The 19414-nt window shown below is 67.1% G+C and carries 14 protein-coding genes; 12 read left to right on the top strand and 2 right to left on the bottom strand.

Annotated features, from left to right (window positions below):
- Positions 1-160: 160 nt before the first annotated feature.
- The 10 genes from OG558_RS43070 to OG558_RS43025 all read left to right on the top strand — a co-directional run bounded on the left by OG558_RS43070 (position 161) and on the right by OG558_RS43025 (position 13344).
- Complete coding sequence (locus OG558_RS43070; RefSeq protein ID WP_405068186.1) at positions 161-1429, top strand: ABC transporter substrate-binding protein; 1269 nt, start codon at positions 161-163, stop codon at positions 1427-1429.
- On the top strand, positions 1426-2295 hold the full coding sequence (locus OG558_RS43065) for a sugar ABC transporter permease (RefSeq protein WP_329480096.1): 870 nt from the start codon (positions 1426-1428) through the stop codon (positions 2293-2295). The genes OG558_RS43070 and OG558_RS43065 overlap by 4 nt, the downstream gene beginning before the upstream one ends.
- Positions 2292-3170, top strand: a complete 879-nt coding sequence (locus tag OG558_RS43060; protein ID WP_405068185.1) for a carbohydrate ABC transporter permease — start codon at positions 2292-2294, stop codon at positions 3168-3170. Before OG558_RS43065 ends, OG558_RS43060 begins: the two co-directional genes overlap by 4 nt.
- Entirely contained in the window at positions 3167-5086 is a 1920-nt protein-coding gene (locus OG558_RS43055; RefSeq protein WP_405068184.1) for a hypothetical protein, read from the top strand. The genes OG558_RS43060 and OG558_RS43055 overlap by 4 nt, the downstream gene beginning before the upstream one ends.
- Before the next feature lie 9 nt (positions 5087-5095).
- On the top strand, positions 5096-5890 hold the full coding sequence (locus tag OG558_RS43050; RefSeq protein WP_405068183.1) for a hypothetical protein: 795 nt from the start codon (positions 5096-5098) through the stop codon (positions 5888-5890).
- Between the two features lie 22 nt (positions 5891-5912).
- Complete coding sequence (locus OG558_RS43045; protein WP_405068182.1) at positions 5913-7772, top strand: right-handed parallel beta-helix repeat-containing protein; 1860 nt, start codon at positions 5913-5915, stop codon at positions 7770-7772.
- Positions 7769-9622, top strand: a complete 1854-nt coding sequence (locus tag OG558_RS43040; protein WP_405068181.1) for a right-handed parallel beta-helix repeat-containing protein — start codon at positions 7769-7771, stop codon at positions 9620-9622. The genes OG558_RS43045 and OG558_RS43040 overlap by 4 nt, the downstream gene beginning before the upstream one ends.
- A 310-nt stretch (positions 9623-9932) precedes the next feature.
- Entirely contained in the window at positions 9933-10799 is an 867-nt protein-coding gene (locus tag OG558_RS43035) for an ABC transporter permease (protein WP_405068180.1), read from the top strand.
- Entirely contained in the window at positions 10796-11728 is a 933-nt protein-coding gene (locus OG558_RS43030) for a carbohydrate ABC transporter permease (protein WP_329480082.1), read from the top strand. Before OG558_RS43035 ends, OG558_RS43030 begins: the two co-directional genes overlap by 4 nt.
- A gap of 2 nt (positions 11729-11730) precedes the next feature.
- On the top strand, positions 11731-13344 hold the full coding sequence (locus OG558_RS43025) for a hypothetical protein (RefSeq protein WP_405068179.1): 1614 nt from the start codon (positions 11731-11733) through the stop codon (positions 13342-13344).
- Between the two features lie 94 nt (positions 13345-13438).
- On the opposite strand, the gene OG558_RS43020 is transcribed toward OG558_RS43025, so the two are convergent.
- Entirely contained in the window at positions 13439-14545 is a 1107-nt protein-coding gene (locus tag OG558_RS43020) for an SGNH/GDSL hydrolase family protein (protein ID WP_405068178.1), read from the bottom strand.
- 487 nt (positions 14546-15032) lie between these two features.
- Between OG558_RS43020 and OG558_RS43015 the strand changes: the two genes are divergently transcribed.
- Complete coding sequence (locus OG558_RS43015) at positions 15033-17534, top strand: DEAD/DEAH box helicase (protein ID WP_405068177.1); 2502 nt, start codon at positions 15033-15035, stop codon at positions 17532-17534.
- On the opposite strand, the gene OG558_RS43010 is transcribed toward OG558_RS43015, so the two are convergent.
- Entirely contained in the window at positions 17521-18732 is a 1212-nt protein-coding gene (locus tag OG558_RS43010) for an MFS transporter (RefSeq protein WP_405068176.1), read from the bottom strand. The two genes, OG558_RS43015 and OG558_RS43010, sit on opposite strands and share 14 nt — an antisense overlap.
- 128 nt (positions 18733-18860) lie before the next feature.
- On the opposite strand from OG558_RS43010, the gene OG558_RS43005 reads away from it, so the two are divergent.
- Positions 18861-19412: a CGNR zinc finger domain-containing protein gene (locus OG558_RS43005; RefSeq protein ID WP_405068175.1), complete on the top strand. Its 552-nt coding sequence runs from the start codon at positions 18861-18863 to the stop codon at positions 19410-19412.
- Positions 19413-19414: the final 2 nt, after the last annotated feature.

Here is a 19414-nt window from a genome sequence, read left to right as displayed (position 1 = left end):
GCTCACGCCGATCTGCCAACCCTTTATGGCATGGACTTCTGACTCAGAACGTCCACCTTGCCGTTTAAACGTTGACACTTGAGCGGGCTGCTCTGCATTGTCGATCGCTAACGACGCCCGGCCGCCCCCGACGCCGGGACGATCCGAGGAGGACCCGGAAATGGCTCGTTCGGTACGGCGGAAGCCTGTCCTGCTGGCGGCGGTTGCGATCCTGGTGGGCGCGGCCGGCTGCGGTGGTGGCGGGTTCAGTGACGACGGTTCGGCCGGTGCCGGCACCGGTGAGGTGCGGATGCTGGTGAACATCACGCCCAATCTGACCAAGGGATACTGGGAGGGCCTGGTCAAGCCGTTCGAGGACGCCAACCCCGGCGTCGACGTGAAGATCGAGGCACCGACCGGATCCGGTGTGAAGGACACGCTGCCGCAGTTGCTCGCGGCCGGCAACGCGCCGGATGTCGTCGAGACGCTGATGGCCGACAAGGTGCTCGCGCCGCAGATGCTCGACCTGACCGACCAGACGTGGACCAAGGACACCCCGCTGGTGCAGCAGGCCGCACTCGACGGGAAGGTCTACACCGTCGGTGTCGGTCAGCAGGCCCAGTCGCTGGTCTTCTACAACAAGGACGCGTTCACCAAGGCAGGGATCAGCGCGCCGCCGAAGGATCTCGACGAGCTGACCGCCGCGATGGGCAAGCTGAAGGCCGCGGGCTACCTGCCGCTGCAGACGGCCGGCGACTACGTGACCGGGTTGCAGCTGCTGCAACTCGGCGACCCGTCGATCGCGACCAAGCACCCCGACTGGTTCCAGCAGGTCAAGGCCAAGCAGCTCACCGTCGGGCAGTCCATGCTCCCGCTGCTGCAGCGCTACGAGTCCTGGATCAAGAACGGGTACATCGACAAGAACGCGCTCGGCCTGAAGGACGTGACCGCGCAAACCAACTTCCTGTCCGGTAAGGCCGGGATGTACATCATGGGCAGCTGGTTCGTCCGGAGCGCGGAGAGTGCCAAGCCCGCCTTCGACCTCGGGGTGTTCGCCGCGCCGACCGAGACCGGCCAGGCGTACCCGGGACCACAGGGCGTCACGATGGCCGCGCCGTACATGGTGCTCAAGTCGACCAAGCAGCGCGACCTCTCGGTGAAGCTGGTCCAGTGGCTGGTCACCGACCGCGGCGCCGTCCAGAGCCAGCTCGCGCAGGACGGCAACTTCCGCAAGGGCTTCACCGACAAGCTGACGCCGCTCGGCCAGCAGGTGCAGGACATCCTCGACCAGGCGCCGCAGCAGGTGGCCCAGGGCGAGGGGTACGGCGCGAACACGCTGCCGCAAGGCTTCAACGGCGAGTGGAACAAGGCGGTCCAGAGCCTCTACACCGGCAAGAGCGCGCCGGACGTCGCCAAGCGCATCGACAGCTGGATGGGGTCGAAGTCGTGAGGAACCGGCTGACGACCATCAGCATGGTCGGGCCGGCTCTGGCGCTGTTCGTCGTAATGCTCGTCATCCCGGTCGGTCTCTCGGTCTACCTGAGCCTGACCGACTGGAACGGGTACAGCGCGAACCCGGCCGTCGTCGGACTGCGGAACTACCTCGACCTGGTGCGCAGCGACGAGGCGATCCGGGCCGGCTGGGTCACCTTGCTGATCGCCGCCGTCGGGACCGTCCTCCTGAGCGTGCTCGGCCTCGGCTTCGCCCTGCTGGTGAATGGTGCGTCCCGGCTCAACTCGCTGTTCCGCGTCGTCCTCTTCTATCCCCATGTGCTCAGCGCGCTGGTCGTCGGCTTCCTCTGGAGCGCCGTCCTCGGTACGTCGGGTGTCGCGAACGGCTGGCTCACCTCAAAGGGCGCTGACGTGTTTCCGTTCCTGTCCAACCCGAACTGGGCGCTCGCGAGTCTCATCGGCGTCCTCGTGTGGGCCGGATTCGGCGTGAACGTCGTGCTTTATCTGGCGGGTCTGCAGACGGTGCCGAAGGAGCTGCTCGAGGCCGCGCGGATCGACGGGGCCTCGACGCGGCAGACGTTCCGCAACGTCACCCTGCCGGCGCTCGCTCCGGTCGTGACTGTGAACCTCGTGCTGTCGCTGGTCACGCTGCTGAAGACCTACGACCTGGTCGTGTCGCTGACCGGAGGCGGGCCGGCCGGGTCCACGCAGACGGCGGCGTACCTGATTCTGTGGGACTCGTTCCACAACAACGCGCTCGGGTTCGGCTCGGCGCAGAGCGTCGTACTGATGATCGTCACCGCCGGGCTCGCCCTGACGGTCGCGCGGCTGCGATCGCGAGCCGATCAGGGGGTGCAGGCATGAGTGCGATCCGGATGCCGCGGGTCATGACTGTGCAGCTCCGCCCGATGCGCACCAAGGGAGTGGGCCGGGTCGTCTTCCTGGTCGTCATCAGTGCGTTGATGCTGATGCCGCTGTATCTGCTGGTCGTCAGCGCGTTCAAGTCGCAGCAGGACATCCTGACCCACCCGTTCTCGCTGTCACCCGACCGGCTCACCACGGAGTACATCCGCAAGGCGGCGACGAACCCGGACTTCAACATCCTCAAGGGGTACGCCGTCACCGTGCTGTTCGTGGTCTCGGTGAACGTGCTGTCCGTCGCGCTGGCCGGTCCGGTCTCGTACGTGATCGCCCGTCGCAGCGAGCGCCGCTACCGGATGCTCCTGCTGCTGTTCGTGGCCGGGACGTTCATCCCGAGCCAGGTGCTGGTCATCCCGGTCGTCTACACGCTGAAGTACCTCGGCCTGATGGGCACGATCCCGGGCTTCGTGCTGTTCGAGACGACGCTGACGCTGCCGTTCTCGATCTTCCTGTACGCCGGCTACATCATGACGATCCCGGCCAGCCTGGACGAGGCGGCCGCGGTCGACGGCGCCGGCAAGCACCGGGTGTTCTGGTCGATCGTGTTCCCGCTGATGAAGCCGGCCGTGGTGACGATGGTCATCCTGAACACCTTCTCGGTGTGGAACGACTTCGTGAACCCGCAGATCATCCTCGGCCCGGGCAGCGGTCTCTACACCGTCACCACCGGCGTGTACGCCGCGGTGAGCCAGTACTCGACCGACTACACGGTCGTCTTCCCGACGCTGCTGCTCGCGGTGGCACCACTGCTGGTGGTCTTCGTGCTGTTGCAGCGGCACGTGATCAGCGGCCTGACGGCGGGGGCGACCAAGGGATGACAACGACAACTGTTCTTGCCGAGACCCCGATCGGTACGCCACCCGCGTGGGCGATCATGCAGCGCCGCCTGTTCGACGTGATGGACGAGGGTTGGTGGCTGTTCCGCGAACGCTACTGCCTGCCGGACGGCAGTCTCCGGTACGCCGGACCCGTGCAGAGCCGTGATGGCGCGGACGACTTCTACGAGGCGTTCGTGAATTGGCCCGTGCTCTACCAACTCGGCGGCGCGGACGATCTGATCGACGTGGCCAAGTGGCATTGGGAAGGCGTCACCCGCCAGCTCACCGACCTGGGCTTCCTGGTCGACGAGTTCGAGCGTGGCTACGACTGGTTCCACCTCGGCGAGTCGATGATCTTCTTCTACGCGTTGTGCGCGGCCGATCCGGGTGACGAGGCGTTCCGCGAGCGCGCGTACCGGTTCGCGGAGCTCTACCTGCCCGGATCGCCGGCCGGCAACTACGACCCGGCGACGCGCACCATCCGCGCACCGCACAACGGCGGCGGCGGTCCGCGCTGGGGCATCAACGACGAGTGGCGCACGTACGGCGCGGACCTGACGAACATGCGGATCTTCGGGCTGCCGCTGTCCGGCGTACCCGGTATCACCACCTGGGAGGACCTCAAAGATCCAGCCAACGCCGACCTGATGGGCGCGGAAATGATCCGCCGCCTGGGTGCCGGCGACACCGCCGTCAACCTGGCCGCGACCACGCTGACCGCCAACGCCTGGCTCTACGACCACAACGACCGGTTCGCGGCGTGGACGCTGGAGTATCTGGACGCGTGGCAGGAGCGGGCGCAGGCGAACGGCGGTCTGCTGCCGGACAACGCCGGTCCGAGCGGTGCGGTCGGCGAGCTCCAGCACGGCCGCTGGCACGGCGGCCTCTACGGCTGGAACTGGCCGCACGGCGTGTACAGCGTCGGCTCGGCGGCCTGTGTCGCTGCGCTGAACGGCGTCGTGCTCACCGGCGACGCGAAGCGGCTCGATGTCGCGCGCCAGTTGCTCGATCACCTGTACGAGCGCGGCGTCACTGCCGCGGTCGACGAGACTGAGATGAGCATCCGGGATCGTTGGCAGGCCGAGCTGGGCGAGGACTGCGCGAAGCCGACCCTGCTGATCCCGAACCGGCATGGCGACGACGGATGGTTCGACTACCAGCCGCCACAGCTCGGACTGCCGATGTGGTTGTGGCAGGCCGCCTTCGATGCGCCCGACCGCGACCGGCTGACGGAGCTGCGGGAACGCAGTGGCTACGACTGGCGGACGGTCCACGACTTCCGGAACAAGGAGGACGCCGGGCACGAGGCGCCCTGGCTCGCTTACCTGGCCGGCGACAACCCCGGCTATCCCGAGGCGATGCTCGGTGTCGCGCTCTCGCAGGTGCAACGCCGGATGGATCTGATGGCTGCGGACACGACCGACCCGGCCGAGCTGAACATTCATCACTGGCAGCGGCACAATCCAGTTGCGACCGAAGCCCTGCTGCAGTTGACCACTGGCACACCGCAGCTTCTCTACAACGGCGGTCTCCTGCCCCTGCGCGTCCTCTACCTCGACCCGGACCGCGGCCGGCCCGGCCTGCCGCCCGATGTCGCCGCGTTGGTTGACACGGTCGAGCCGGATCGAACCGGCCTGCAACTCGTCAACCTGTCGGCCACCCAGACCCGCCGCGTGATCGTCCAGGCCGGCAGCTTCGGCACCGACCGGATCGACGACGCCACCGTGAGCACCGCGACCGGTGAATACCCGGGCCCGTCGCCGGCGTACACCTCCCCGCCACCGACCCCGGGCACCCGCACGGTCGTTGTCGGCGGCAACAGACTCGAAGTCGTCATGCCGCCGGGCCGGACCATCCGGCTCGATCTCCGGCTGACCCGGAACACCTACCGCGCCGCACATCTGGCGCTTATCTGAGGAGACCCTATGACCAGCACGGAACAAGCCCCGGTGACGCCTGTCTGGGACCTGCCGGTGCGCGGCGAGAACCCGCCGGCGCCGGACCCCGAACTGGTGTCGCGGTTGTCCGAGATCGGGTCGGCCACCGCCTGCGCCCGGTTGCACGGACAGGGCATCCGCCGGACCTTCGTCGACGGTCCGACCAGCATGTTCCCCGGTAAGAAGGTGGTCGGCCGCGCGCTGACCCTGCAGTTCATGCCGCAGCGCGAGGACATCGCCGACGGCCAGACCCAGGAGTACATCGAGCGCAGTACGGCGCTGTGGGCCGTGCTCGACGAGGTCCAGCCCGGTGACGTGCTGGTGGTCCAGGCCTACGGCAGCCACACCACCGGCTGCTTCGGCGACATGCTGGTCCGGTACTTCAAGCTCCGCGGCGGCGCCGGCATCGTGGTCGACGGCCGGATCCGTGACGTACCCCGGGTGGCGCAGCTCGACGTTCCGATCTGGTCGACCGGCGCCACCCCGCACTACGCGTCCCAGTCCGAACTGTTCCCGTGGGCGTACAACGTCCCGGTCGCGGTCGGCGGCGTCCTCACGCTGCCCGGCGACCTGGTGCTCGCCGACGACGACGGTGCGGTCGTCGTTCCCCGGCGGCGCGCGGAGGCCGTCGTCGACGCGGCCGCCGAGCATGACGCCTGGGAGAAGTTCAGCCGGCGCCGGATCGACGAGGGTGCCCCGCTGCGTGACTACTACCCCCTGACCGAGAAGACCCGCCTCGAGTACGAGAGCTGGCGTGCCCGCAACGGCAACGCCGGCGACTGAATCTGAGAGGACCCCGCCCAAGATGTCCCACAAAACAAGGCGTACGGCGCTGAGCGTCGGCGCCGGAGTGGTCGCGATCGCCCTGGTGACGGTCGCGGCCGTCCAGCTCAACACCCAGCCCGCCGGTGCCGTCGACTGCAAGACCTTCTGGGTCGCGCCCACCGGCAACGACTCCGCCAAAGGCACCGAGCAGGACCCGTGGAAGACCGTCACCCGGGCCCGCGACGAGATCCGGGACAAGCACCTCAACGACCGGATGAACTGCGATATCACCGTCAACCTGAAGGCCGGCGACTACCCGGTCTCCTCGACCATCGACCTCGACCAGCGGGACTCCGGGAAGAACGGCCACCGGGTCATCTACCGCAGCGTCGACGGTCCCGGCAAGGCGAACCTCGAAGGCGCCGAGGAGATCACCGGCTGGACGCCGACCCATGACGGTATCTACAAGGCGAAGTTCGACGCGTCGAAGCCGTTCTACACGCTGTTCGAGGACGGGAAGCGGGCCACCAACGCTCGCTATCCGAACCGTGGCTCCGATGACACCTGGTCGCCGTACCTGCGGTCGGTCCTCTACGAAGAGGACAAGATGGACGTGCACAACTGGCTCTACGGGAACCCGGGCGACTGGGATCCGAGCTGGGACATGAGCCAGGCGTCGGTGACGATCTGGTCGGGTGGGTCGTGGTCCTGGTTCACCGACACGATCCCGCTGCTCGACACGAACTTCAAGAAGACCCAGACGACGCTGAAGTACTGGACCCGCTACGCGATGGTCAACAGCAACGGCGGCTCCCGGTACTACTTCCAGAACTCGCTCAGCTTCCTCGACCAGCCGGGGGAGTACTACCTCGACTACAAGGCCGGCGAGGTCTACTACAAGCCGCGCGGCGGCACGATGGACGGCGTCCACGTACTGCGGCCGACGGTGCAGACCGTGCTGGATCTCGCCGGTACGTCGGCGCAGGACCGGCTGCATGACGTGACGTTCGACGGGCTCGGGGTGCAATACTCCGACTTCGTCAGCTGGTACCGCAATGGCTGGGTCGCCGGTGGTGACGCCGGGGCCGAGCACAAGTACCCGGAGTACGACCGACAGATCGAGATGCCGCGGAACCGGTTCGGCGCGATCCGGCTGACGAACACGAGCAATATCGACCTGTCCCGGATGCATCTGTCCGACACCGGGTTCACCGGGATCTATCTGCTGTTCGCCAACGACCACACCCGGATCACCGACAGCCTGCTGGAGAACATCGGTGCCGACGGCATCAAGGTCGAGGGCGGCTGGCCCGGAGAAGGTGACCTGAGCAACCATCACACGATCTCCAACGTCTTCGTCGACCACATCGGCGAGCTGGTACCGGGCGACGCGTCCGGCATCGAGTTGATGGACACCGGCAGCAACACCGTCTCGAACGTCGAGGTGAAGCACAGCGCCCGCTACGGCATCAGCCTTGAGTCCCGACCGGAGGTAAAGGACGGCGACCAATACGCGAACGGCAACACCTTCAAGTACATCAAGCTCGAGGAGATGGGCCTGGACAGCGGCGACATGGGCGCCTTCTACACGTACGGCGTGGACAACCAGGAACCGCATCCGATCCAGAACACCGTCGACCAACTGGTGATCGGCGACGTGATCCCCGACCCGTCGATGCCGGACGCGGGCGGGACCCGCGGAGTCCACATGGACGCCGGTGGTTGCGGCTTCGCGTTCAGCAACGTCCAGGTCGGGAAGGTGACCGACCAGAAGTACCAGTCGTACCAGTGCAACGACGTGACCAACGCCGACTGGGTCGCCGGCTTCGACGCGTCCAAGATGGAGTACGACAAGATCGGCGTCCTGCCGACCTTCCCGTACGACGTCGCGGGCCGGTGATCGCGGTGCGGGGATTCGTCGGCGGAGTGCTCGCCGGGCTCGCACTTCCGGCGCTCGTGGTCGGCGGCGGGGTGGCGGCGCGAGCCGCCGCCCCGGCCGGGGCGGACAAGTGCACAGCGTTCTGGGTTTCGCCCGGTGGGAACGACGCGGCCGCCGGCACCGAACGGAAGCCCTGGAAGACGATCGAGCATGCTCGCGACACCCTTCGTTCCGAGCAGGTGGGTCGCAGCTGTCAGCCGGTGGTGAACCTGAAGGCCGGGACCTACCAGGTGGACAAGACGATCACCTTCGACGACCGCGACTCAGGGGTCGTCTACCGGAGTGTGGACGGCCCGGGGAAGGCCGTCTTCGAGGCAGGGCGGGAGGTGACCGGGTGGACGCCGTACAAGGACGGCATCTTCAAGGCGCCGGTCGACGTGTCCCAGCCGTTCTACAGCCTGTACGTCGACGGCAAACGGGCCACCACCGCGCGGTACCCGAATCGGCAGTCGGATGACGCCTGGGCGCCGTACCTGAAGTCCACCCTCTTCGACCCGACGAAGGAGGCGGTGCACGACCAGCTCGGATTCAGCACCGGCGACATCGACCCGTCCTGGGATCTTCGGCTCGGTACGTCGTGGCCGGCCCAGGTGACGGTGTGGTCGGGCGGCTCGTGGTCGTGGTTCACGGACACGATTCCGATGCTCGACATCAACTTCACCAAGAAGCGGACCACGCTGGTCTACCCGGCGCGGTACGGGTTCATCAACTCCGGCGGCGGCTCGCGGTACTTCGTGCAGAACTCGCTCAGCCTGCTCGACCAGGCCGGTGAGTACTATCTGGACTACCCGGCCAAGACGCTGTACTACAAGCCGGCCGGCGGAACCATGGACGGCGTACACGTGCTGCGGCCCACGCAGACACAGGTCTTCTCGCTGGCCGGCGCCTCGCCGAACCGGCGGGTGGAGAACCTCACGCTGGACGGGCTGACCATCCAGGACACCGACTTCATGGACTGGTACCGCTACGGCTGGAACGGCACCGGCGACTCCGGGATCAAGCACAAGTACCCGAAGTACGACACCCAGATCGAGCTGCCGCGGAACCGGTGGGGCGCGATCACGCTCACCAACACCCGAGGGGTGAAGCTGACCCGGCTGCACATCCAGCAGACCGGCTTCACCGCGATCGAGCTGCTGTTCGCGAACGAGCGGACGACGGTCTCCGACAGTCTGCTCGAACACCTCGGCAACGACGGCGTCAAGGTCGAGGGCGGCTGGCCCGGCGAGGGAGACGTTGCCCATAGCAACACCTTCACGAACAACTACATCCACCACATCGGCGAGCTGGTCGCGGGCGACTCGGCCGGCGTCGAGATCATGAACAGCGGCCGGAACGAGATCAGCCACACCGTCGTCGAGCACGGTGCGCGGTACGGCATCAGCATCGAGTCCCGGCCCGAGATCCCGAACGCCGACAACTACACCGGTGGCAACACCGTCGAGTTCGTCCGGCTGTCGCACCTCGCGCAGGACAGCGGTGACACCGGTCCGTTCTACGCGTACGGCGTACGCAACGAACCGCCGTACACACCGGATGCGGCCGTGTCCCAGCTGATCGTCGACGACGCGAACGCGGACCCGTCGATGCCGGACGCGAAGCCGTACGGCGTGCACATGGACTTCGGCGGCTGTGGATTCGCGTTCTCGGACATCAAGGTGACGAATACAGAGAGCGACCCCTATCACGGACCGTCCGCGGGACCGTGTGACACGTTCGCCAACGTCAGCTGGGAGCCCGGGTTCGACGATTCCCGGATGCAGTACGACCAGATCGGCGTACTGCCGTCCTTCCCCTACCAGAAGCCCTGAGGTGCGGTTTGGCACCGTGACGCTCCGTTCGAGCTGCGCCTTTCCCCAACACACGCCAAGATCGGACAAGGGGGAACGGAAAACGCTCTCCAGACGGGAGGGCGGGTTTCGACGACGCAGGGAGTGAGGCGTGGCCCGAGCAGACGGAATTCTCAGCCCCGAAGCCAACCGAACCAAGTCGATCGATCCAGCCGGTTCCAGCGGTTCCGGCCCCCCGGACAACTCCGCCACCGAGAGACCCAGACTCAGTTCCGGCGCCAAGCCGCTCTCCTGGTGGGGGCGAGCCAGGCGGGACAAAGTGCTGCTGCTGATGGCATTGCCTGGTCTGGTCCTGTTGCTCGCCTTCCACTACCTGCCGTTGTTCGGCAACCTGATCGCGTTCCAGGAGTACCTGCCGTTCGTTCCGCTCGGACGCAGCGCGTGGGTCGGGCTGGACAACTTCGCGGTCATCTTCAACGGTGACCCGGACCTCCTCAATGCGCTGAAGAACACGCTGCTGATCACGCTGGTCCAGGTGGTCTTCGTCTTCCCGGCGCCGATCGCGCTGGCGCTGCTCCTGAACAGCCTGCTGTCGGAGCGGATGAGGCGCATCGTCCAGTCGGTGCTGTACCTGCCGCACTTCCTGTCCTGGGTCATCGTGATCGCGATCTTCCAGCAGGTCCTGGGCGGCAGCGGCCTGATCAACAACGCGCTGCGGTCCCACGGCATCGACACGATCGACTTCCTCGGCAATCCCGACAGCTTCATCGCGCTGCTCAGCAGCCAGGTGATCTGGAAGGACACCGGGTGGGCGACGATCCTGTTCCTGGCCGCGCTGACGCAGATCGATCCAGGACTGTACGAGGCGGCCCGGGTCGACGGAGCCTCGCGCTGGCGGCAGTTGTTGCACGTCACCGTGCCGGGGATCCGCAGCCTGATCATCCTGCTGCTGATCCTGCGGCTCGGCGACTCGCTCACCGTGGGCTTCGAGCAGATCATCCTGCAGCAGAATCTGGTCGGCAGACCGGCCAGCGAAGTCCTCGACACCTACGTCTACAACAACGGCGTACTGGCCGGCCAATGGGGCGTGTCCGCCGCGGTCGGCCTGGTGAAGGGTCTGGTCGGCGTCGCCCTGGTGATCGGCGCCAACAAGGTCGCGCACATCTTCGGTGAGGCGGGGGTGTACCGCAAACCATGAGTACACAGACGAATCTCCTCCGATCCTCCGGTACCGCCGGAGGACGGAGCTCGATCGACGAGATCCCCACGATCCCCGCGCGGGCTCTCAAAGGCATCGTGCTGCTGGTGTGCTGCGCGCTCGTGATCATCCCGTTCATCGGAGTGATCTCGACCAGCATCGCCAGCCAGTCCCATGTCACCAACTCCGGCGGCTTCGTGCTCTGGCCGGACGGCCTCAACCTCGACGCCTACCGGACCATCTTCAACGGCGGTGTGGTGCAGCGGGCGTTGCTGGTCAGCGTCTTCATCACCCTCGCCGGCACGCTGATCAGCCTGGCCGGGTCGACCATGCTGGCGTACGCACTCAGCCGCTCCGGATCCTTCGGGCAGCGGCCGATCCTGATGATCGTGCTGTTCAGCATCCTGTTCAGCCCGGGGCTGATCCCGAACTACCTGGTGGTGAAGGAGTTCGGGCTGCTCGACTCGTTGCTCGCGCTGATCCTTCCGACCGCGATCAACGGGTTCAACGTGATCGTTCTCCGCGCGTTCTTCATGGGGATCCCGGACTCGGTGATCGACTCGGCCCGGATCGACGGTGCGGGCGACTTCCGGATCTTCTGGTCGATCGTCCTCCCGCTGTCCCGGGCGGTGCTCGCGGTGGTCGGCCTGTTCTACGCCGTCGGGTACTGGAACGCGTTCTTCAACGCGATGCTCTACATCAACGACACCGCGAAGTGGCCACTGCAGCTCGTGCTGCGGACGTACGTGATCAACAACACCGAGGTCAGCAGCGGTGATCTCGGCGGGGCATCGGCCGACCAGTTGCCACCGCAGGAGTCGATCCAGATGGCGATCCTGGTGGTCTCCCTGGTTCCGATCCTGATCGTCTATCCGTTCCTCCAGCGGCACTTCACCAAGGGGATGCTGACCGGGGCGGTGAAGGGATGAGCATGATCAGCAGACGAACGCTGCTCGGTGGGTCGCTGGCTGCCGCCGCCGTCGGCCTCAGTGGCTGCTCCACCGTGACCAGGTCGACCGACATCGCAGCGTTGAACAAGCCAGTGGGGCTGCCGACGTACAAGCGGTTCGACGGACCGAAGCCGGACCTGCCTCGAGTGCATCCCCTGATGCCGGACTGCTTCTACCGGTTCCCGGCGCAACCAGCCCGGGTCACCGACGGCGTACCGGCCGATGGCAGCGATCTGTCCGGATCGGTGCCGACGTCGAACCCGATTCCGCCGACCGCCGATCGCAATCCGTACTGGCAGGAGCTGAACCGGAGAATCGGTTCACCGCTGGCGCTGACGATCACCTCGGCGACCGGCACCGACTTCACCAACAAGTTCGCGACCTCGGTGGCCGGGGACACGCTGGGTGATCTGTTCAATGTCGACGGCAAGTTCTCCTATCTGCCTCAGTTCCTCGAGGCCCGGGCCCAGGACCTGACCGAGCACCTGTCCGGCGACGCGATCCTGGAGTACCCGTTCCTCGCGAACCTGTCGCCGGAGTCCTGGCGTGGATGCGTGTTCGCCGGTGGGATCCGGGCGGTGCCGATCCAGCGCGGCGTGATGTCATCCACCCTGCTGCTGGCTCGGCAGGACCTCCTCGATCAGTTCGGCGTCGAGCTCGGCTCACCCGGCGTGGACGAGTTGATCGCGGTGGCCAAGGCGGTGACGGACCAGAAGAAGAACCGCTGGGCCTTCGCCCTTCCACCATCGGCGGCGCTGAGCGCGATGCTGGGGTTGCCGAACGGCTGGGAGGTTCGCGACGGCCGCCTGGTGCACAGCCGGGAACTCCCGGAGCACAAGGAGATGATCGCGATCTCCACGAAGATGCAGGCCGACGGGCTGATTCATCCCGACGGGGTGGCGAAGAACAACCAGAAGGTCTGGTTCAGTCAGGGTTCGGCGGTGATGACGCAGGACACCTACTCGTCCATCCAGAGCTTCTACCGCCGCGCCGTCGTGAAGACCTTCGCCATCTCGCTGCCGGTCGTCCGTGACAGCACTGGGAAGGTCGGCCGGTTCCTGCTCGGTGCGCCGAACAACTCGATCGCGGCGATGCGGCCCAGTTCGCCGGAGCGGACCAAGATGCTGTTGCGGGTGCTCAACTGGATGGCCGCGCCGTTCGGGACCGAGGAGTACCTGTTCCGCAAGTTCGGCCTGCCCGGGCGGCACTACACGCTGAAGGGCACCGACCCGGTCCTGACCGAGGCCGGCGGTAGCGAGGTCTGCCTGGGCGAGTTCCCGATCCAGTACCTGGCCGACGGTGGATATCCGGTCTACTTCCCGGGCCACCCCGAGGCGGTCGATGTCGCGTACAACCACCTCAAGACAATCCTGCCGACCGCGATCCCGCAGGCGACGTACGGGCTCTACTCACCGACCGACTCGACCAAGGGCAAGGTCTCCGACAAGGATTTCGACGCGCTCACCAAGGAGATCCAGCTCGGCCGCTCCGATCTCTCGGACTGGGACACGGCGGTCGCCAACTGGCGCAAGTCGAGCGGCGACGCGATCCGCCACGAATACGAGCAAGCCCTGTCCATCCACGGCCGCAAATAACGGCACCCGGGCCATCGGCCATCGATCCAGCGCCGAAGGCTTCTCCTCTCGCCGCGTGCACCGCCCGCAGGGCGGTGCACGCGGCTGTTCTTGTCTAGTTGCAACGGAGGGTGTCGAGGTTCGCCGCATACCCCATCGCGTGGTTCCCGGCGTCGTTGGGGTGGAGGCCGTCGCCACCGTCGTACGCGGATTGCAGGCGCGTGGGATCGGCGGGGTCCCGCGTGGCAGCGTCGAAGTCGACCACGCCGTCGAACTCGCCGCTCGTGCGGATGAACTGGTTCACGGCCTGCCGCGTCGCCTCCTTCTCGGGGGTGTAGACGAAGGAGCCGCCAACCGGGGTCAGCGTCCCACCGACGATGCAGCGCCCGGACGCATGGACGCGCGCGATCAACTGCCGATACCCCGCGATCAGTTGATCCGAGGTAGCGCCGGCGTAGATGTCGTTGATCCCTTCCAGCAACAACACCGTGCGTACGCCGGGTTTCGTCAACACATCCTTGTCGAGCCGCGCCAACGCACTCGCCCCCGCACTGCCGGCCTTCGCGACCCCACTGAGCACCCGGTTGCCCGAGATGCCTTCGTTGGAGATCGCCAGCCGCCGAGGCTCAGGCAGTTGACCGTACCGATCCGCCAGCACGTCCGGCCACCTGCGGTTCGTGTCGATCGTCGTACCGACCGATGACGTGATCGAATCGCCCAGCGTCGCCACCGTCTCCACCTGCTGCGGCGCCTCGACGATCGCCGCGTTGAGGAAGTACCAGGCCGACGACTCGGTCTGGTACGCCGCCGGCGACTCGTCGGCCGCGTGATCGCCGGACGTCGACTTGTAGCTGTGCTGCATGGCCCGGTTGTGCGCGGTGATCACCCCGGTCGTCCCGACCACATGCAGACTCACCGTCAAACTCGTCCGCGCCGGCACCGGCCCCGGCAGCGGATCACTGATCGCCATCGCCCCCGGTGGTATCTCCACCGACGTACTCCCGCCGAACGTCAACCGCCGACTGGACCCCGGTACGACGCCCGCCGCCGCCTCCTGCCGCCCGACGTACACCGAATCCGTCACCAACGGCTGATCCCCATTCGCGTTCGACACCCGGATCCGCAGGTCCTTCCCACCCACACTCGTCCGCAGGATGTTCCGCACCGTCACGTCGTTCAAGGTGCCACCGGCAATATCGTCACTCGCACCCCACGTAGTCACCTCCGCAGACCCACCTCGATCACCCCCTCCATCCGGTGTCGCGGCCCCCACCAGCCCCGCCGCCCCCACCACAGTCACCAACAAACCCGCGCCCATCCGGCGCCACACTCGAGTTCTCATCCCCTCAAGTCACCACCGAATACCCAGGCATGCAATCGTTTGCGGAGATCCCTGCGCCCAACGGCCGCCTCCACGGGGCAAGCGGTCACAGACACAACAGGAAGCCCGCCCGTCCGCCCGGAACTATCAGCCGCATGCTGCCTACCGCGGCTCGATGATGAGCAGCGTCCGGCCTGAACCGCTGCGCGGTCCAACTCTGGAGGGCTGCACCACCGCGCGGTGGCCGTGAACAGGTTATTGCGTGTCCCAACCCACCAGGTCCTGTCCGCACCCCCGCAGATCGGCGCGGGTCCCGGCGTACTGCGGGATTCGGTGAAGTCGACCTGGTCGGGTGGGTGTTTCCGGGGGTAAGGGACAATGGTCCGCGATGACGCTGACTGAGCAACTGCCGGGGACGACTGGGCCTGACGACCTGTACGACGCGTTCGCGCGTTGGGTGGGGGAGCAGGGGATCTCGTTGTACCCGGCGCAGGAAGAGGCGTTGATCGAGGTGATGACGGGGTCGAACGTGATCCTGTCGACGCCGACGGGGTCGGGGAAGAGTCTGGTGGCCACGGGGGCGCACTTCGCGGCGCTGGCCCACGGGCAGCGGACGTTCTACACGGCGCCGATCAAAGCCCTGGTGTCGGAGAAGTTCTTCGCGCTGTGTGACGTGTTCGGCGCGGACAAGGTCGGCATGCTGACCGGGGACGCCTCGGTGAACCCCGGCGCGCCCATCATCTGCTGCACCGCCGAGGTGCTCGCCAACGTCGCGCTGCGCGAAGGCTCGGCGGCCGACGTCGGTCAGGTGGTGATGGACGAGTTCCATTTCTACGCCGAGCCCGATCGCGGCTGGGCGTGGCAGGTGCCGCTGCTGGAGCTGCCGAACGCCCAGTTCGTCCTGATGTCCGCGACCCTCGGCGACGTCGAGCGGTTCAAGATCGACCTGTCCCGGCGGACCGGCCGCCCGACCGCGATCGTCGCGTCGGGTGAACGCCCGGTGCCGCTGATCTACAAGTACGTCACCACCGCGCTGCACGAGACGCTCGAGGAACTCCTCACCACCCATCAGGCCCCGGTGTACGTCGTCCACTTCACCCAGGCCGCCGCCCTCGAACGCGCCCAGGCGCTGATGAGCATCAACGTCTCCTCGAAGGAGGAGAAGGAGAAGATCAACGAGCTGATCGGTCACTTCCGGTTCAGCAAGGGCTTCGGCCGGACCCTGCAGCGGCTGGTGAAGCACGGCATCGGTGTCCACCACGCCGGCATGCTGCCGAAGTACCGCCGCCTGGTTGAGCAGCTCGCCCAGGCCGGCCTGCTCAAGGTCATCTGCGGCACCGACACCCTGGGTGTCGGCATCAACGTCCCGATCCGGACCGTCGTACTGACGGCTCTGAGCAAGTACGACGGACGCCGGCAGCGGATCCTGAAGGCGCGGGAGTTCCACCAGATCGCGGGCCGGGCCGGCCGGGCCGGGTACGACACCTCGGGGACGGTCGTCGTCCAGGCGCCGGATCACGTGGTGGAGAACGTGAAGGCGCTGGCCAAGGCAGGCGACGACCCGAAGAAGCAGCGCAAGGTCCAGCGGAAGAAGCCGCCGGAGGGGTTCGTCACCTGGGGCGAGGACACGTTCGACCGCCTGGTCGCGGCCGAGCCCGAGGCGCTGCAGTCGCGGATGCGGGTCAGCCACGCGATGCTGTTGAACGTCATTGCCCGCGACGGCAACGCATTCGAGAGCATGCGGCACCTGCTGCGCGACAACCACGAGGACTCGAGGGCCCAGGTCCGGTTGATCCGGCGCGCGATACAGATCTACCGCACGCTCGTCACCGCCGGTGTGGTCGAGCGGCTTGACGAGCCCGACGAGAACGGCCGGCTGCTGCGCCTCACCGTCGACCTGCAGAAGGACTTCAGCCTGAACCAGCCGCTGTCGACCTTCGCACTGGCCGCGCTGGACCTGCTCGATCCGGAGGATCCGCTGTACGCGCTCGATGTGGTCTCGGTCGTCGAGGCGACACTGGAGGATCCGCGGGCGGTGCTATGGGCGCAGGAGCACCACGCCCGCGGCGAGGCCGTGAACGCGATGAAGGCCGAGGGCATCGAGTACGACGAGCGGATGGAACTGCTCGAGGACGTCACCTGGCCGAAGCCGCTCAACGAGTTGCTCGAGGCAACGTTCGAGATGTACCGGCAGACCCACCCGTGGATCGCGGACGCCGGGTTGTCGCCGAAGGCGGTGGTCCGGGACATGTTCGAGCGGGCGATGACGTTCGGCGAGTTCATCGGGTTCTACGGGCTCGCGCGCTCCGAGGGCGTCGTACTGCGCTATCTGAGCGACGCCTACAAGGCGCTCCGGCAGACCGTTCCGCCGGACAAGGTGAACGAGGATCTCACCGACCTGATCGAGTGGCTGGGCGAAGTGGTCCGGCAGACCGACTCCAGCCTGCTCGACGAGTGGGAGGAACTGACCAACCCCACCGACGAGCCGGAGGCCGAGGTCGTCCCGGCGGGTCCGCGCCGGATCACCTTGAACACCAGGGCTTTCCGGGTCCTCGTCCGCAACGCGATGTTCCGCCGGGTGGAGTTGCTCGCCCTGCACCGCTGGGCCGAACTCGGTCAGCTCGACGCCGAAGCAGGCTGGGACGCAGGCCGCTGGGCCGAGGCCGGTACGGCGTACTACGCCGAACACGACGTGGTCAACACCGGCCCGGCTGCTCGCGGCCCGGCGCTCTTCCTGATCGAGGAACACCCCGGCTACTGGGAAGTCCAGCAGATCATCGACGACCCTGAGGGCAACCACGACTGGCGTATCACCGCTTCCGTGGACCTCGCCGCCTCCGACGAAGCCGGCGACCTCGTCCTCGAGTTGGCCTCGTTCAAACCGTTGTAGTCACCGGCGTCTCGAGCGTCCGGACTTCCCGCACGAACATGGGCAGGGACGACAGCGCGATGCCGATGGTGCCGACGGCAACCGCCGTGGTGGTGCCGAAGGTGCTTCCGAGGACGCCGCCGATCGCGGCGCCGATCGGGAGGACGCCGAAGGTGAATGTGCGGTAGGCGCCGTTGCTGCGGGCAAGGGCCGTGCGGGGGATCAGCAGCTGGCGGATCGTCACCGACAACACGTTCGCGCTGCCGAGGCCGATCCCGGCGAGGAACTGGACTGCTCCGAGGAGTACGCCGTACTGGAGTCCGCGGCCGGGGAGGAAAGCCAGCAGGAGTGGGAGTCCGGTGGACAGGATGAGTGAGGTGCCGAAGGCGCGGCCGTAGCCGAGGCGCTTGGCGAGGCGGAGGCCCAGCATCGCGCCGACGAAGGCGCCGGCGCCGCCCGCGCTCAGGGCGATGCCGTAGCCGCCGGCGGACAGTCCACGTTCCTTCACGGCCAGGATGACCAAGTTGACGACGAGGATCTGCGCGGATGCGTTGTACAGAGCGGCGTGCGCGGTCAGGGACCTGAGGAACGGGCTCACCTTGAGCTGTCGCGCGCCTTCCCACAAGCCGGCTCGCTCGTCGGTCGCGTGCGGTGTGGGCTCAGCGCGACGTGCTGAGGCGATGCCCGTCGCGCTGGCCAGATAGGAGGCGGCGTCGACGAGTAGTGCGATGGCCGGACCGAGGAGTTGCACGAGCAGACCGGACACGCCAGGGCCGCCGACCTGGGCTGCGGTCGACGAACCCTGCAGGGCGCGGTTGGCTCCCGGTAGGTCCTGCTCGGGCACGAAGTCCGGCAGATACGCGAACGACGCGATGTCGAACACCACGCTCGCCGCGCCGACGAGGAACGCGACGACGACCAGCAACGGCAGTGTCAGCTGCCCGAAGGCCCAAGCGAGCGGGATGACCGCCACCGCGGCGGCGCGGATCACGTCGGTCGCGATCATCACGCCGCGCTTGCGCCGACGCTCGAGCCAATGGCCGGCCAGCAGTGGGAGGGCCGCGCTCGGGAGGTAGCTCGCGGTGGCGATCGCGCTGACCCCGGCCGCACCCGCGTCCAACGTGAGTGCCGCGGTCAGCGGGAGCGCGACCGCGGTCACCTGCGTGCCGACCGCGGAGACCGTGTGGCCCGCCCAGAACCGCCTGAAGTCGCCGTCCACCAGTACCTCCACCTCATCCGGTAACGGCCATCGCGTCATCGCTGCCGCCGTCGTGAACGGTTACCGCTACGAGCTCTTATCCGGTAACCGTTACCGGATCATGCCTCATGAGCGGTAACGTGGCAAACGTGATTCAGCCAGGTGAGCGCACTCCGGCCCCCGAGCCGCTGGTGCTCGTCCAGGACCTGGTGAACACGGTCGACCTGGAAATGGAGCAGGACGCGCTGACGAGGCCTGCGGAGCTGAGCACGTTCTGTGCCGACCACGGGCTGCCTGGTTTGCGCTTCGACTGGGACGATCTCGAGCAGGTGGTGACGCTTCGCGAGGCGGTCCGCGATGTCTGCCAGGCTCATGCGGGAGTCGACGTACCCGCGCAGTCGCTGGCGGTTCTCGACCGGCTGCTCGCCGAGGCGCCGCTGCGGTTGGCGTTGTCAGCCGACGGCGGTGCGACGGTCCACCCAGCCGAGGGGCTGCGCAACGTACACGCCCTGGTCGCCCAGTTGGCCGCGGACATCACCGCATCCGTCGCGGCCGGCACATGGCCACGTCTCAAGGCATGCGGCGCCGACACCTGCCGCTGGGTCTACTACGACCGCAGCCCAGCAGGCCGCAGCCGCTGGTGCACGATGTCACTCTGCGGCGCCCGCAACAAAATGCGAAAGTACCGCGCCCGCACCTAAGG

This window comes from Kribbella sp. NBC_01510 (assembly GCF_045040325.1).
Classification (GTDB): Bacteria; Actinomycetota; Actinomycetes; order Propionibacteriales; family Kribbellaceae; genus Kribbella.
This window is presented reverse-complemented; position numbering and strand designations above follow the sequence as displayed.